The organism is Planotetraspora thailandica, assembly GCF_016863335.1.
Classification (GTDB): Bacteria; Actinomycetota; Actinomycetes; order Streptosporangiales; family Streptosporangiaceae; genus Planotetraspora; species Planotetraspora thailandica.
Window position 1 is genome coordinate 22,488 of record NZ_BOOR01000054.1, and the last position, 14,667, is coordinate 37,154.

10 protein-coding genes are annotated in these 14,667 nt (G+C 69.8%); 6 read left to right on the top strand and 4 right to left on the bottom strand.

The genetic code is table 11. The annotated features are described in order from the left end of the window. Nucleotides 1-263 precede the first annotated feature (263 nt). On the top strand, nucleotides 264-1,874 hold the full coding sequence (locus Pth03_RS29730) for a GMC family oxidoreductase (protein ID WP_203947730.1): 1,611 nt from the start codon (nucleotides 264-266) through the stop codon (nucleotides 1,872-1,874). Between the two features lie 155 nt (nucleotides 1,875-2,029). Here Pth03_RS29730 and Pth03_RS29735 read toward each other — a convergent pair whose 3' ends face one another. Genes Pth03_RS29735 through Pth03_RS29745 form a run of 3 tightly spaced genes read right to left on the bottom strand, consistent with a single transcriptional unit; the run spans nucleotide 2,030 to nucleotide 4,838 of the window. After that, a complete protein-coding gene (locus Pth03_RS29735; RefSeq protein ID WP_203947731.1) occupies nucleotides 2,030-3,232 on the bottom strand; it encodes a cytochrome P450 in 1,203 nt (400 codons plus the stop codon). 36 nt (nucleotides 3,233-3,268) lie between these two features. Further along, nucleotides 3,269-4,639, bottom strand: a complete 1,371-nt coding sequence (locus Pth03_RS29740; protein WP_203947732.1) for an NAD(P)/FAD-dependent oxidoreductase — start codon at nucleotides 4,637-4,639, stop codon at nucleotides 3,269-3,271. Further along, nucleotides 4,629-4,838 carry a ferredoxin gene (locus tag Pth03_RS29745; protein WP_203947733.1) on the bottom strand — a complete coding sequence of 70 codons (210 nt, stop codon included), beginning with the start codon at nucleotides 4,836-4,838 and terminating at the stop codon, nucleotides 4,629-4,631. Before Pth03_RS29745 ends, Pth03_RS29740 begins: the two co-directional genes overlap by 11 nt. Before the next feature lie 420 nt (nucleotides 4,839-5,258). Here Pth03_RS29745 and Pth03_RS29750 point away from each other — a divergent pair, with 420 nt between their 5' ends. The 5 genes from Pth03_RS29750 (at nucleotide 5,259) to Pth03_RS29770 (ending at nucleotide 13,890) form a co-directional block, all read left to right on the top strand. After that, nucleotides 5,259-6,620 carry an NAD(P)/FAD-dependent oxidoreductase gene (locus Pth03_RS29750; protein ID WP_203947734.1) on the top strand — a complete coding sequence of 454 codons (1,362 nt, stop codon included), beginning with the start codon at nucleotides 5,259-5,261 and terminating at the stop codon, nucleotides 6,618-6,620. Between the two features lie 108 nt (nucleotides 6,621-6,728). Next, a complete protein-coding gene (gene aceE / locus Pth03_RS29755; RefSeq protein ID WP_239119466.1) occupies nucleotides 6,729-9,182 on the top strand; it encodes a pyruvate dehydrogenase (acetyl-transferring), homodimeric type in 2,454 nt (817 codons plus the stop codon). A 279-nt stretch (nucleotides 9,183-9,461) separates the two neighbouring features. Next, nucleotides 9,462-10,100, top strand: coding sequence for an ATP-binding cassette domain-containing protein (locus Pth03_RS29760; protein WP_203947736.1), 639 nt, complete (start codon nucleotides 9,462-9,464; stop codon nucleotides 10,098-10,100). Next, nucleotides 10,097-10,903 (top strand): ABC transporter ATP-binding protein, encoded by an 807-nt coding sequence (locus Pth03_RS29765; protein ID WP_203947737.1) that lies wholly within the window; start codon nucleotides 10,097-10,099, stop codon nucleotides 10,901-10,903. Before Pth03_RS29760 ends, Pth03_RS29765 begins: the two co-directional genes overlap by 4 nt. Continuing rightward, nucleotides 10,900-13,890, top strand: a complete 2,991-nt coding sequence (locus Pth03_RS29770; RefSeq protein ID WP_203947738.1) for an FtsX-like permease family protein — start codon at nucleotides 10,900-10,902, stop codon at nucleotides 13,888-13,890. Before Pth03_RS29765 ends, Pth03_RS29770 begins: the two co-directional genes overlap by 4 nt. Before the next feature lie 451 nt (nucleotides 13,891-14,341). Here the strand turns inward: Pth03_RS29770 and Pth03_RS29775 are convergent, their stop codons facing one another. After that, on the bottom strand, nucleotides 14,342-14,578 hold the full coding sequence (locus Pth03_RS29775) for a DUF6289 family protein (protein WP_203947739.1): 237 nt from the start codon (nucleotides 14,576-14,578) through the stop codon (nucleotides 14,342-14,344). Between the last annotated feature and the right edge of the window lie 89 nt (nucleotides 14,579-14,667).

Here is a 14,667-nt window from a genome sequence, read left to right on the forward strand (position 1 = left end):
GCAAGCGACGTCGCAGCGATGCAGGCCGTCGTCGGGGGAATCGTCGAAGTGGCACGCGCATCGCTTGGTTCCGGTGGCCCGTAACACGGGGTTATCAGCTAATCCTTGAGCGGTGCGGGTCGAACTGGTCGTGGCAGACGTGGTCTTTCTGGGGCCCCATCCGTTCCAATAACGATCAGCATCTTGACCAAGCGTTTAGCTTGTGGAGTACATTCGCTCTGGCTGCGGTGTCGTGGTCGTTCATCGTCGCTTGCGAGGGCCACATGGATGAGTCCGCCGACTATGTCATCGTTGGGGCCGGGAGTGCCGGATGTGTGCTGGCCAGACGGCTCGCCGACACCGGGGCCCGCGTCATTCTGCTGGAAGCAGGCGGATCCGACCGGTCGAGACTGGTGCGCAAACCCGGGCTGATCGCCGTGTTCCACAACATCCCCGAGCTGAAGAAGCGGCTGGACTGGGGCTACTACAGCAGCCCGCAGGCCGCCGCGCTGGACCGCAGAATCCCGCAGACCCGTGGGCGGGTGCTCGGCGGCTCGGGGTCGATCAACGGGATGGTGTTCGTGCGCGGCCACCGCCGGAACTACGACGACTGGGCGGCCGAGGGCTGCCAGGGCTGGAGTTACGCCGACGTCCTGCCGAGCTTCAAGCGGATGGAGAACTGGGAGGACGGCGGCACCGACCTGCGCGGATCCGGCGGCCCGATCCAGGTGACCCGCGCCAAGGACATCACCCCGGCAGCGCAGACCTTCATCGAGGCCCTCGCCGACACCGCGGGCGTCGTGAAGAACGACGACTACAACGGCGAGCACCAGGAAGGCGCCTCACTCTTCCAGCAAAGCGCCCACCGCGGGCTGCGCTACAGCTCGTCGGTCGGGTACCTGGACGGCCATGGCCTGCCGAACCTCAAGATCGAGACAGGCTGCCTGGTGACTCGCGTCGTGCTCGCGAACGGCCGGGCCACCGGGGTGGACGTGATCACCAAGGAGGGACACCGGACGATCCGGGCCACCCGGGAGGTGATACTCGCGGCCGGCACGTTCGGCTCGGCGCAGCTCCTCATGCTCTCAGGCGTCGGCCCCGCCGCGCACCTGCGCGAGCACGGCATCGAGGTCGTCGCAGACCTGCCGGTCGGCGACAACCTGCACGACCACATGTTCGTCCCGATGACGTATCTCATGAAGTCGGCCCGCAACAGCGGCACCGCGCGGTACTTCGCCGCAGGGCTGATCAGGGAGACGCTGCGCGGCGGCACCACCTGGGTGAGCCGCAGCGTCTTCGAGGCCGTCGGCTTCGTCCGCAGCTCCATGGCCTCCGGCGATGTCCCGGACATCCAGATCCACGCGCTTCCATGGGGATACCCCGGCCCCAACCAGGACGCCCCCATCAGGCACAAGGTCGACCCGCGCCCGTCCCTCACCCTCATGGCCACGCTGATCTACCCCAAGAGCCGGGGCACTCTCCGGCTCTCCTCCGCCGACCCCACGGCTCCGCCGGTCATCGACCCCGCCTACCTCGCCGAGCCGGACGACCGCAGGCTGCTTCTGGACGGGATGGACCTCGTCCGCGACGTGATGGCCAATAAGATCATCTCTGCCGACGTGACCGGCGAGCTCGCCCCCGGCCCCGCCTACCCGGACCGGGCCGCCCTGGCCGCCGAAGTGCCGAACCGCGCCACGACGGTGTACCACCCGGTCGGCACGTGCCGGATGGGCGTCGGCGAGCGGGCGGTGGTCGATCCGGAACTTCGGGTGCGCGGCATCGAGGGCCTGCGCGTCGCCGACGCCTCGATCATGCCGTCCATCACGGGAGGCAACACCAACGCCCCCGCGATGATGATCGCCGAACACTGCGCATCTCTCATGCTCCAGCCCTGAGTTTCGCAGGCCGCTGCATCCCAGGACCTTAAAGTGATCCGTGCGTTCGTCGAACGGGCTCGTGAGTCTGGACCGCTTTCGACGCCGAGTTACACCTCTCACGCGCCACGCTCGCGGCGGCACGCCCCCGGAGGGTCCGGTGCACGTACGAGCGGTCAGAGCTCGATGGGGAGGTGGCGGGGTCCGCGCAGCATTGCGCTGCGCCGGTAGGGGGGCGGATCCTGCACCAGGGTCGTGGTGCCGAGGCGGGGGATCAGCGCGGCGAGCGCGATCTGGGCTTCGATACGGGCGAGCGGTCCGCCGTAGCAGAGGTGGATTCCGCTGCCGAAGCCGAGGTGCTGGTTGTCTGGCCGGGTGGGGTCGAAGCGCTCGGGGTCGCGGAACCGGTTGGGGTCACGGTTGCCTGAAGCCAGCATGAGCACCAGGGGTACGCCCTTGGGGACTGTGGTGCCCGCGACGTCGATGTTGGCGAGAGGAGTGCGCTGTCGCATGTGGACCGGGGGCTCGTAGCGCAGCAGTTCCTCAACCGCGTTGGGTAGCAGTTCGGGTTCACGGCGCAGCCGTTCCAGTTGGCCGGGATGGCGCAGCAGGGTGAGCACCCCGTTGGTGATCAGGTTGACCGTGGTCTCGTGTCCGGCGATGAGCAGTAGTACGGCGGTGGCCGCCAGCTCCTCCCGGGTGAGCAGTCCGGCCGGGTCCGGCTCGTTGACGAACGCGGAGAGCATGTCGTCACGAGGGTGGCCGCGGCGTTGCTCGGCGAGGTCCACGAGGTACCGGCCCATCTCCACCCGTGCCCGGCCGCCGACTCGCCGGCGTTCGGTGGGATCCGCGCCAGGCTTGATGTCGGCGGAATCGATGATCGTGGCGGACCACTCGCGGAAGACGGGCTCGTCCTCGCGCGGTACGCCGAGCAGTCGACAGATGACGGAGACGGGCAGCGGATAGGCGAAGTCATCGACGATGTCGATCCGGGCACGGCCGTCGAACGCCTCGATCAGTTCCTCGGCGATCTGGGCGATCTCGTCACGCATCGCGTCCAGACGGCCTGGGCTGTGCGGCGGCCCGAACGGCCGCATGGCCAGGCTGCGCAGCCGGTGGTGCTCGGGGTCGTCGAGAACGATGAGGGAGATTTGCTCCTCTTCCTGGGGCAGGCCGCGGTACGGGGCAGCGAGGTTGCGGCGGTCCGCGCTGATGCGGGGGTCGTGCAGCAGGGCCATGATGTCGTGGTACGCGCCGATCAGGTAGCTTCCGTCCGTCTGCCGCGCCACCCCCGCCTCGCGGAGTTCCGCGTACAGCGGGTAGGGGTCGGGCCGGTTGGCGTAGTCATTGATCCGTTCCAGCAGAGTGTCAATGGCCATGCGGGGCTCCTCGTAGCTGGGAAGAGACACAAGGGGTCAGTCGGCGGGCCGTACCACGGTCAGCCGGCGGTCGGGCAGGTAACCGGTGAGCGCGACGGTGGGACCGTGGAAGAGCCCCTTGGGGTCCGGCACGTTGGAGGGGATCGGGAACGCGGCGACCAGCGGGCGACCGTCGGCCGCGCCAGGCCCAGGCGGGAAAGGAGCGGCGGTCTCGATCAGGCCCTGGTAGTACTCGAGCCACTTGGCCATGTTCACGGTGACCGCGGCGGTGATGCGGCCCCGGTAGCCGTAGACCGCCACCAGCCGGCGTTCGTCGAGCGAGCCTTGGGCGATGACTACCTGGTCGGAGAATGTGGGGACGCCCACGGACTTGATGTTGAGCCCGAACTGGCTCGACCAGAAGACCGGGACCGCGAGGTGCGGGCGCCGCGCCGGCTCCGGACTGACCATGTTGTGTGCCGCGACCTCGGCCTGCGTGACCGCGTTGCCCCAGTGCTCCAAGGAGAGCATCTGGTACTCGAACAGCGGGTGCGGGAAGCGGGCGGCATCGCCGGCCACGAAGACGTCGTCGGTGACGATCCCGTACATGTTGAAGGCGCGGCACCCTGCGTCGCAGGCGACCCCGCGCGGGCCCGCGGCCAGCCCTGCTTCCGCCAGCCACTCGGTATTGCGGACCGCCCCCATGGCGACGACGCACACGTCCGCGTCGATGCGGCTGCCGTCGGACAGGTCCGCACCGGTGAACCGGCCATTCCCACGCAGCGCGGTGACCGTCACTCCGCAGCGTAGGTCCACGCCGTGTGCCCGCTGCAGACCGGCCGCCAGCATCGAGAGCGTGCCGCCGAGCGCGCCCACCAGCGGTCCGGGGCCGCGTTCGGCGAGTGTGACCTCGATGCCCCGCTCCCGGCAGGCCGAGGCGATCTCCGAGCCGGTGAAGCCCCCGCCGATCACCAGAACCCGGCGCGGTCCGGCAGCCAGCCGCTCGGTCAGGCGCCCGGCGTCGTCGCGGGTGCGCAGGGTGAACACTCCGTCGAGGGCGGCCTCGTCGGCGTTGCGCCAGGGTCGCGCCCGGGTCCCGGTGGCGATCAGCAGCCGGTCGTAGGTCACCGACTCGCCGTCGGCCAGCAGCACCTGCTTCCCAACCGGGTCCAGCCCGGTGGCGCGCACCCCGAGCCGCCACTCCGCGTCGGGGTCACGGCGCATCGGCAGTGCGGCCGCGTCCGCCGCCATCCTCCCGAGTAGCACCTGTTTGGACAGCGGCGGGCGGTCGTAGGGCGGATGGGGCTCATCTCCGATCACGGTCAGGGAACCGGTGAAGCCTTCCTCCCGCAGCGTCTCGGCGGCCCGCAGCCCGGCCAGCGACGCGCCGACGATGACGATGCGGCCCTCCCGAAGGTCATCGGGCACCGGCGCTCACCTCCTCACCCAGGAGGATGGCTTGGACCGGGCACGCCGCCGCGGCCTGGCGTACGCGGTCGAGCTGGTCATCGGGGACGGCTGGGTTGTACAGCAACGCCTCCTCCCCGTGCAGCTCGAACACCTCCGGCGCGAGGAACACGCACTGCGCATAGCCTTGGCAGCGAGTGAGATCTACGACGATCTGCATCCCAAGCCACCCCTCCCTCGCCTCAGCTCCCGGTTTCTTTCCAGGTTCGGGAAGGATCAGGCGCTCGCACCGCTACTCCGCCAGGGGTTTGTCCATGTCCTCACCTTGCGGGTACGCCGATTGGCGCAGCCCAGACGGTTCGTTGGGCTGAACGAGTGGATGCGGGCACGCCTTGAGTGACGGGCCGCCTGGCCTGTGACTACGAGGTTTATCTGATTGGGCGGTCTGGCCCGGGAGAAGCCACCGCCAGCGCCGGAGGTCGAGGCGAGGATCCCAGCTCTGGTCCGCAGCTGGACCGGGTCGAGCTCCGCAGCCATGCCCGACAGGAGCGCAGTGGCGCGCGAATCGATTTCCCGAAATATGTCACAAAATGCCCTGCTGTCCCGTCTTTATCAGTGAGGAACGCAAGGAGACGGGACAATGAGGAAGCACATCCTGATCGTCGGTGGCGGATACGTCGGCATGTACAGCGCCATGAGGCTGCGCAAGCTCGTCCGCCGCGGCGAGGTGGTTGTCACTGTGGTGGACTCGCGCGGCTACATGACCTATCAGCCATTCCTCGCCGAGGCGGTGGGCGGCGCGATCGAACCGCGCCACGTGGCCGCTCCGCTCGTGCAGGTGCTCAAGGACGTGCGGGTGCTGACCGGGCGTATCACGCGGGTGGACCATGAGACGCGCAGTGCGGAGTTCCAGCCGGTGCAGGGCCCGGCCAGGACGATCCCGTACGACATTCTCGTCATGGCGGCCGGGTCGATCGTTCGCGCGATGCCCATCCCGGGGCTGGTCGAGCACGCCGTCGGTTTCAAGACCATCGGTGAGGCCGTGCACCTGCGCAATCACGTGCTGGCCCAACTCGCGGCGGCGGCGTCCACCGACGACGAGCAGGTACGGCGCAGGGCGCTGACGTTCGTGGTGGTCGGGGGCGGGTTCTCCGGCGTCGAGGCGCTGGCCGAAATGCAGGGGCTGGCCGACGCGGCGTTGCGCTACCACGACGGGATCCAGCCTTCCCACTTGAGCTGGACCCTGGTGGAGGCCACCGATCGCATCCTGCCCGAACTGCACGAGGATCTCGGCCGCTGGACCGTGGACGCGCTGCGCAAGCGCGCCGTGGACGTGCGGCTCGGCGCCCGGCTGACGTCTGCGTCCGGCGGGGTGGCAGTGCTCTCGGACGGGACCGAGATCGACGCCGGCACCCTCGTGTGGGCCGCGGGTGGACGGCCGAGCCCGCTCGCGGCGACCAGCGGGCTGCCGGTGGACCGCATCGGGCGGATCATCACCACTGAGTACCTGACGATTGCGGGCGTCGCTGACGCGTTCGCGGCCGGCGACGGCGCCGCCGTACCAGACCTCACCCGCCCGGGACAGTTCACCGCGCCCAACGCCCAACACGCGGTACGGCAGGGCAAGCTGCTGGGGCGCAACCTCATCGCGTACGTGAGGGGCAAGCGGCTCAAGCCGTACCGGCACGCCTACCTCGGCTCGGTCGCCGGCCTCGGCCATCACCAGGGGGTCGCCCAGGTGTACCGGATCAAGCTCACCGGGTTCCTCGGGTGGCTCGCGCACCGGACGTACCACCTGGGCTGGGTGCCGACGGCCCGGCACAAGGCCGCCGTGCTGGCCGACTGGGCCCTGGCGGCGCTCTTCCGGCGCGAGACCGTGCGACTGGAGGCCATCGAGCACGCGGACGAGGACTTCCGCCAGGCCATGGCCGTCCAGCAGGACGGCCATGACTCTCGCTCGGCCATCGAACAGGCCGGCTCCCGATCGAATCCGGGAACGTGACGGCGCCGTCTTGAGCGCAGCTGTCGATCCCCGCGCCAAGAGGGGCCGGACGCCAAAATATAAAGATCCCATCATTGGATAACGGGTTGTATGGTGTCTAATGGATTTATGGAGACAGATCTGGATCCCCAGGAGACCGCCGAATGGCTCGAATCGCTTGAGGCGGTTCGGCGGGCGGCAGGCCCCGACCGGGCCGATTTCCTGCTGAGAAAGCTTGCCACGAGCACGCGCTATCTCAACACCGTCCCGACAGCGGAGGAGCCTCCCTACCCGGGAGACCTCGGGCTAGAGGAGCGCATCGCGGCCTACGACCGCTGGAACGCGGCCGTCATGGTCAGCCGGGGCAGCAAGCTGGGGCTCGGCGGCCACCTGGCCACCTACGCCTCGGCCGCGTGGCTGTACGAAGTCGGCTTCAACCACTTCTTCCACGCGGGCCACGACCAGGTCTACTTCCAGGGCCACGCGTCCCCCGGCATCTACGCCCGCGCGTTCCTGGAGGGGCGGCTGAGCGAAGCGCAGCTCGACCTGTTCAGGCGTGAGACCGCGGGCGGCCTGCCGTCGTACCCGCACCCGAGGGCCATGCCGGACTTCTGGCAGTTCCCGACCGTCTCAATGGGGATCGGCCCGTTGAACGCCGTCTACCAGGCGAGGTTCAACCGCTACCTGCACAACCGCGGGATCAAGGACACCTCAGACAGCCACGTCTGGGTGTTCCTCGGCGACGGCGAGATGGACGAACCCGAGTCCACGGCCGCGCTCACGCTGGCCGCCCGCGAAGGGCTGGACAACCTCACCTTCGTCATCAACTGCAACCTGCAGCGGCTGGACGGCCCCGTACGCGGCAACACCCGGATCGTCCAGGAACTGGAAGGGGTCTTCAGGGGCTCCGGCTGGAACGTGGTCAAGGCGCTGTGGGGCTGGGAGTGGGACGATCTTCTCCGTTCCGACGAGCTGGTGGCCAGGCTCGGCGAGGTGCCGGACGGCCAGTTCCAGACTTTCGCCGCCTCGACCGGCGACTACATCAGGAGCCATCTGTTCGAGGGGCTGGACATCGCCCGGGCGTACTCCGACGAGGACCTGCGGCGCATCGTCGCCGGCTCGCGGGCGGGCCACGAGCCGCGCAAGGTGTACGCCGCCTACCGTCAGGCCCGTGACCATCGGGGCGGCCCCACGGTGATCCTGGTCCAGACGGTCAAGGGCTGGACGCTCGGCTCGGGCGTCGAGGCGCGCAACGCCAACCACCAGATGAAGAAGCTCACCCAGGACGAGTTCCGCGCCATGCGCGACCGCCTCGGCCTGCCGGTCTCCGACGCGGCGCTCAGCGAGGAGCTGCCGCCGTTCCTGCACCCCGGCCCCGACTCGCCCGAGGCCCGGTACGTGGCCGAGCGGCGCCGCGCGCTGGGCGGCCCGATCCCCCGCCGGACCGTCTCCCACCACCCGCTCGCGCTGCCCGGCGATCGGCCCTTCAGCCGGCTCGAGGCCGGCTCGGCACAGCCGATCGCCACCACGATGGCGTTCGTCCGGCTGGTCAAGGACCTGATGCGGGAGCCGGAGACGGGGCGCCGGTGGGTGCCGATCGTGCCCGACGAGGCCAGGACGTTCGGCATGGAGTCGCTGTTCCCCACGGCTAAGATCTACTCTCCCCTCGGCCAGCGGTACGAGTCCGTCGACCGCGAGCTCATGCTGGCGTACAAGGAGGCGACCGACGGCCAGATGCTCATCGAGGGCATCACCGAGGCGGGCTCGATGGCGTCGTTCACCGCGGCGGCGTCCAGTTATGCCACGCACGGCGAGCCGATGATCCCGTTCTACATCTTCTACGCGATGTTCGGCTGGCAGCGGACCGGCGACCAGATGTGGGCGCTCGCCGACCAACTCGGCCGCGGGTTCCTCGTCGGCGCGACCGCGGGCCGCACGACCATGACGGGAGAGGGCCTCCAGCACGCGGACGGGCATTCGCAGTTGCTCGCCTCCGCCAACCCCGCCTGCCTGGCGTACGACCCGGCCTTCGCGTACGAGGTCGCCACGATCGTGCGCAACGGGCTCGAGCGGATGTACGGCCCGGCGGCCGAGGACGTGTTCTACTACATGACCGTCTACAACGAGCCGCTGCCCCAGCCCGCGATGCCCGAGGGCGTGGCGGAGGGCATCATCAAGGGCATGTACCGGTTCTCCGCCGGGGGCGGCCAGGCGCACCTCCTGGCCAGCGGCACGGCGATCCACTGGGCGCTGGAGGCCCAGCGGCTGCTCCAGGAGGAGTACGGCGTGGGCGTGGACGTCTGGTCGGTCACCTCATGGAGTGAGCTGCGCAGGGAGGCCATGGCTACGACCGGCGTACCGTACCTGCAGCAGGCCCTGGCAGGAACGGAGGGGCCGGTGATCGCGGTCAGCGACTGGATGCGGGCCGTGCCCGACCAGATCCGGCCGTGGATCGACCGCCCGTGGACGTCTCTCGGCACCGACGGGTTCGGGCTCTCGGACACTAGGGAGGCCGTGCGCAGGCACTTCGGCGTCGACCCGCAGTCGATCGCGGAGGCGGTACTCAAGGCGGTCGGTGGCTGACCACGGCCCGCACGGCGGCGGCCCTCTCCATCAATCAATGGAGAGGGCCGCTTCACCGCTCGTCGTGAGTGCGTCAGCAGGAACCGAGCATGCTGTTCAGCGCGGACTTCTCGGCTCGCCTGGTGCCGTCACGCCTGAGCATGGGGCCCTTCGATCTGTCTGGCGATCGTGACACCTCTGTGATCTTCTCCGGCTTAGGGTCGGCGAAGCGCACAAGGTGATCTATCCGATTGTTTCGCGTAACGGGCCACGCGATGGTGTCGCATCAGGGGGAGGCCGATGTTGCCCCAGCCAGCCCTGTCCTGCCAGTCGCTCGCCTGCCGGGCCGGCGGCAGAGAAGTGGTGTCGGACCTGTCGCTGGAGATCATGCCCGGCGAACGGGTAGCGATCATGGGCCCTTCCGGCTCAGGGAAGACGACCCTGCTCACGACACTCGGCGGGCTCATCCCGCCCTCCGCCGGACGGGTCCTCGTGGGTTCTGTGGCCCTCGATGAGCAGCCGTCGCTGCGCAGGAACCTTGCCCTGGTCTTCCAGTCGTACGGGCTCGTCTCGCTGCTGACCGCCGCCGAGAACATCGAGGTGGCCCTCAGGGCGGCCAGCCGCCCGCCCCGGGAGGCGATAGCCGAGGCGGCGGACGTCCTGGGACGCATGCGGCTCACCGCCTACGCGGACCACCTCATCGAGGAGTTGTCCGGCGGCCAGCAGCAGCGTGTCGCGGTGGCCCGGGCCCTCGCCCTGGCGCCGGCTGTCATCCTCGCCGACGAGCCGACGGCCGAGCAGGACAAGGTCAACCGCATGCTGGTCCTCGATGCGCTGATGGCGGCGCCCGCCGCACTCGTGATCGCCACGCACGACCCCGAGGTGGCCGATCGCTGCGACCGGGTCGTGGAACTGCGGTCGACGGCAGGTGTCCGATGACACCGGCGGTGCGCTGCGACGGCGTCGTGCAGATCTACAAGACCAAGGAGATCGAGGTTGTGGCCCTGCGCGACATCGACCTGGTCATCGAGGAGGGGGAGAGCGTCGCCTTCCTCGGGCCTTCGGGCGCGGGCAAGTCGACGCTGCTGTGGCTGCTCGCGGGGCTGCTGCGGCCGAGCGCCGGACGGCTCTGGCTGGGCGACACCGAGATCGGCAAGCTGGGCCCGCGCGCCCTGGATCGGCTGAGGGCCGCGGACATCGGAGTGGTCCTGCAGAACCCGGCGCGCAACCTCATCCCGTACGCCACCGCCGTCCAGAACGTGACCTTCGCGCAGCGTGCCGTCAGACGGCGTGGCAGGAGGCCGGCGGGCGACCTGCTCGACCGGGTCGGGCTGACCGCCGTCCGCGACAAGCCGGCCGGGCGGTTGTCCGGGGGAGAGCAGCAGAGGCTGGCCGTCGCGATCGCACTGGCCAACCGGCCGCGACTGCTGCTGGCCGACGAGCCGACGAGTCAGCTCGACGCCGTCACCGGCCAGGCCGTGATCGAGCTCATCAGGGACCTCGGGACGACGTCCGTGGTCGTGACGCACGACGTCAGGGTCAGCGAGGCCACCGGCCGCACCGTCACGATCAGGGACGGGCGGATCGGCGCCGAAGGCAGAGGCGGAGAGGACTTCGTGGTGGTCGGAAGAGAGGGCGCCGTCCAGTTGCCCCCCGAATATCACGAACTGCTGCCTCCCGGCTCGATGGTGCGCGTGGAGCCGCTGCCGGACGGCGTCGTCCTCAGGCGGGCCGAGCCGTGATCTTCCGCGGACTGTGGCGCCGCCGCTGGTTGTCGCTGATCGTGCTCGTCGTCGCGATCCTCCCCGTGGTCGCCGGGTCGCTCGGCCCGATGTACACCGATGCGGCCCGCACCACGCTCATGCGTGAGACGCTCGACCACGCGCTCCTCGATCACCGCGGCTGGCGCGTCACCTCCGTGACGGACTCCGCGGGCAGGCTGGTGGAGCACGTCAAGGCGCCCTTCCTGCTTCCGCCCATCGAGGGGGCGGAACTGCTCAGCCCCAACGACAGGGCCACCAGGACCTACCCTCTGATGTGGGTCGACGGCCAGTGCGACCACGTGACGCTGGTCGAGGGCCGGTGCCCGGAGGCGGCCGACGAGATCATGGTCACCGGGGCCTCGGGCTTCAAGGTCGGCGGCACGGTCAAGCTGGCCCTGGTGCGCGAGCCCGACTCCGACGAGCCGCGTCTCACCCCTCTACACGTGGTCGGCGTCTACGAGACCGACGCGGCCGACCCCCTCTGGTACGGGCGGAGTCTGTTCCCGCAGACGGCCGGGGTCACCGAGGGCAACGGCGACCCCCTCCTCACCGTGCCGGACACCCAGCTGAAGCGCGCAACCGCGACGGGCGGCGTCATCGGCGTTCCCGGTGAGTCGTGGGTCAGCAGCGCCATCGTCTACATCGACCCGCAGAAGATCACCGGCGACGACCTCGCGCTGCTGGAGTCCATCCAGGCCGAACTGCGCGGCCTCGGGCGGAGCGGACAGACCACCACCGTTTTCAGCTACATGGACGACATGCTGGCAGCCGTCCACCGGCACCTCGACTCTCTGTCGGTGCCGACGACCCTGGTGACGCTCCAGCTCGTGGCCCTGGGCTGGCTCCTGATGTTCCTCACCGTCCGCGACCTCGTCGCCGCCCGTGCGCAGGAGATCGCACTGGCCAGGCTGCGCGGCCTGCCCACCCTGCGGATCTGGGCGTTCGGCCTGTCCGAGCCCGCCTTCCTCCTCCTCGCGGCGCTGCCTCTCGGGCTCGCCGCGAGCTTCGCGGTGGTCCAGCGGATGAGCGAGACGCTCCTCAGTAAGGATCTGGAGGTCACCGTCGACGGCTTCACCGTCCTGTGCGGCGTGGCCGCCGTCTTCGGCGGCCTGCTGGCCACGGCGCTGGCGGCCAGGCAGACGGTGACGCAGCCCGTCGTCGAGCAGTGGCGGCGCACGCCCCGTTCGCACCGCCGGGGCTGGGTCGTCGACGGGGTGGTGCTCGCGATCACCGCCGTGGGGCTTGCGGAGCTGGTCGCGGGAGGAGCCATCACCGATACGACGGGCCAGCGCGCGAGCGCCCTCGTCGCGCCGGGCCTGCTCGCGGTGGCGCTCGCCATGATCGCCAGACGGATCCTGCCGCTCGCCTGCCGCGCCCTGTTCCGGCTCACCCGGACCCGCGGGAACATCGGCGCCTTCCTCGCCATGCGCCAGATCTCGCGCGGCTCGGCCACGGCGAGCTCGGTGGTCGTGCTCGCCGCGGGTCTAGGGCTCGCGGTCTTCGCGGTCGCAGCGTGGTCGGTGACCTCGCGCAACTACCAGGAGGTCGCGCGCGTCCACAACGGCGCCGAGACCGTCTTCGTCGTTCCCAGGACCGACACGGCGACGCTCGGGAAGATCTCCGCGGCCATTCCGGGCACGGCCCCGGTCATCGTGACACCCGGTCCTCCCACGACGCTCGCCACCGACCCCGCCCGCTTCGCCTCGGTCGCGCTCTGGCGGCCGTCGTACGGGAACGACCAGCCACTGAGCCGGCTGGTGGCGAAACTCACCCCCCGTGTGGCGGCACCCAGGGTGATGCTGTCCGGCGACCGGATCCGCGCCCACATCACCACGTCGCCGTTGCCCGAAGGCTGGAGCGCCAACCTCTACGCCGATTTCCGGGTAGCCGGCGAGACCAGACCTGCCGCGATCCCGCTCGCCAGGCCGGACGCGCGGACCACGCTGTACGAGTGGGGCCTGCCGCGCGGCTGCCTCACCGCACCGTGCGAGCTGCGCGGCCTGCGCCTGGAGGTGATGGGGGACACCGGCACGAACTTCGAGGACCGGCCGAGTGGCAGTGCGCTCCTCACGAAACTCGAGACGCGGAGCGACGGCCGGTGGACCACCGTCGACGCCGGGCTCGACGACCCGAACAGATGGACCTCGACCTCCGCGACCTCGGACGGCGGGCTTCCCCTTTCCTTCGACCCGAACTTCAGCGTGAGCAGGCCTGACACCTTCCCCGACCCCATGCCCGGGCTGTCGTCGGGAACGGCGGCGGGCCAGAGGCTGCCCGGCCTGGATGACGTCTATTTCTCCGCTTACAAGTCCGTCGCCACGACACGGGCCCTTCCCGGCCTGAACGCCCCCGGGGTGGTCGTGGACCTGGAGACGGCCGACCGGGTCGCCTACGGCTACTCCTCGCGGACCGAGTTCCAGATCTGGGCGGCTCCCGGCCGTGGGGCCGAGGTGCGCGAGGCGCTGCGCAGGGACGGCGTCCCCGTCCTCGCCACGCGCACGCTGGACGACCTCGTCGCCGCCTACACGAGTCAGGGACCCGGCCTCGCGCTGCTTCTGCTCATCATCTCGGCGGGCGTCGCCGCCCTGCTCGCGCTCGGCCGGGCCGTACTGGCACTCCACGCGGCGGCGCGGCGGCGTACCTACGAGATGGCGGCCCTTGAGGCGGCGGGCGCCCGCGTGCGGCCGTTGCGGACGGCGCTGCTGCTGGAGCAGACGATCACGTTGTCGTGGGGAGCGCTGACCGGGATACTCGCGGGCCTGGTCGCGGCATGGGCCGCACTGCCGCGCGTGCCCGAGTTCGCCGATATCCCTGTGACGCCTCCGCTGGACTACTCGCTCGTGCCCGTGCCCGTCATCGCCGTGGCGTGCGCCGTGCTCGCCCTGAGCATGATCGCCGCCGCGGTCACGTCGGAACTGCTGCTGCGCGGCGTCCGCGTCGACCAGCTTCGCGAGGCGCCCGCCTGACGCGACCCGCCGCCCGTCGGCTACCGCCCCGGCATTGTTGATCATTTCGCGTATATATCTCGTTCGGCTACTCTGAATCGCTTTGTGCAGCGGCCCGGTTCCGATGATCCAGCGCTGCGAACTGAGACGCTAGAAGCGTTCGCCGGCGAAATGGGTGCCCGCCTAAGGGCTTTCATTGAAAGCCAACTACGGGGACTGGAATCAACACCATCAGAACCCAGCAGGCGGCCGCGATATAGCGGGAGCGGCCCTATTTACTCGACCAAAACCGGCGGGGCCGCTGGTGCGCGACCCCGCCGGACGAACGCCTTCGCTCAGCCGCAGCGGCTCGCGTTGAAGGTGAGGGTCGTGGCGACGAGCACGCGACGGATCATGAGCCGCCCTTCCTGGTCACGGGAAAATGGGCTGGAACCCGGCAGGGTCAGCGGAAACGCCCCCTACAGGCGTTCGATCACTCGCAGGGGGTTTCAACGTAGTCCTGGTGGACGGTTTTCACGCCCCAGCTGTACGCGCTGCCGTCGCACGTCGCCCCGAATACCCCGACCACTTGGGTGTAGGAGCTGTCGGAGTAGTACGTGCTCTTGCAGGCGTAGCCGAGGGGGCAGGCCCTGGCTTGGGCGGGACCGACAGGGAGGGCGACGAGGGCGGTTGCGGCCAGGGCCGTGGCGACGAGGGCTCGACGGATCATGCAAGGTCCTTCCTGAGCACGGAACGGCGTGGTTCCGCCACCCGTCGGGCGGCGGCCCAACCCATGATCGAAATGATCCGTCACGTTCA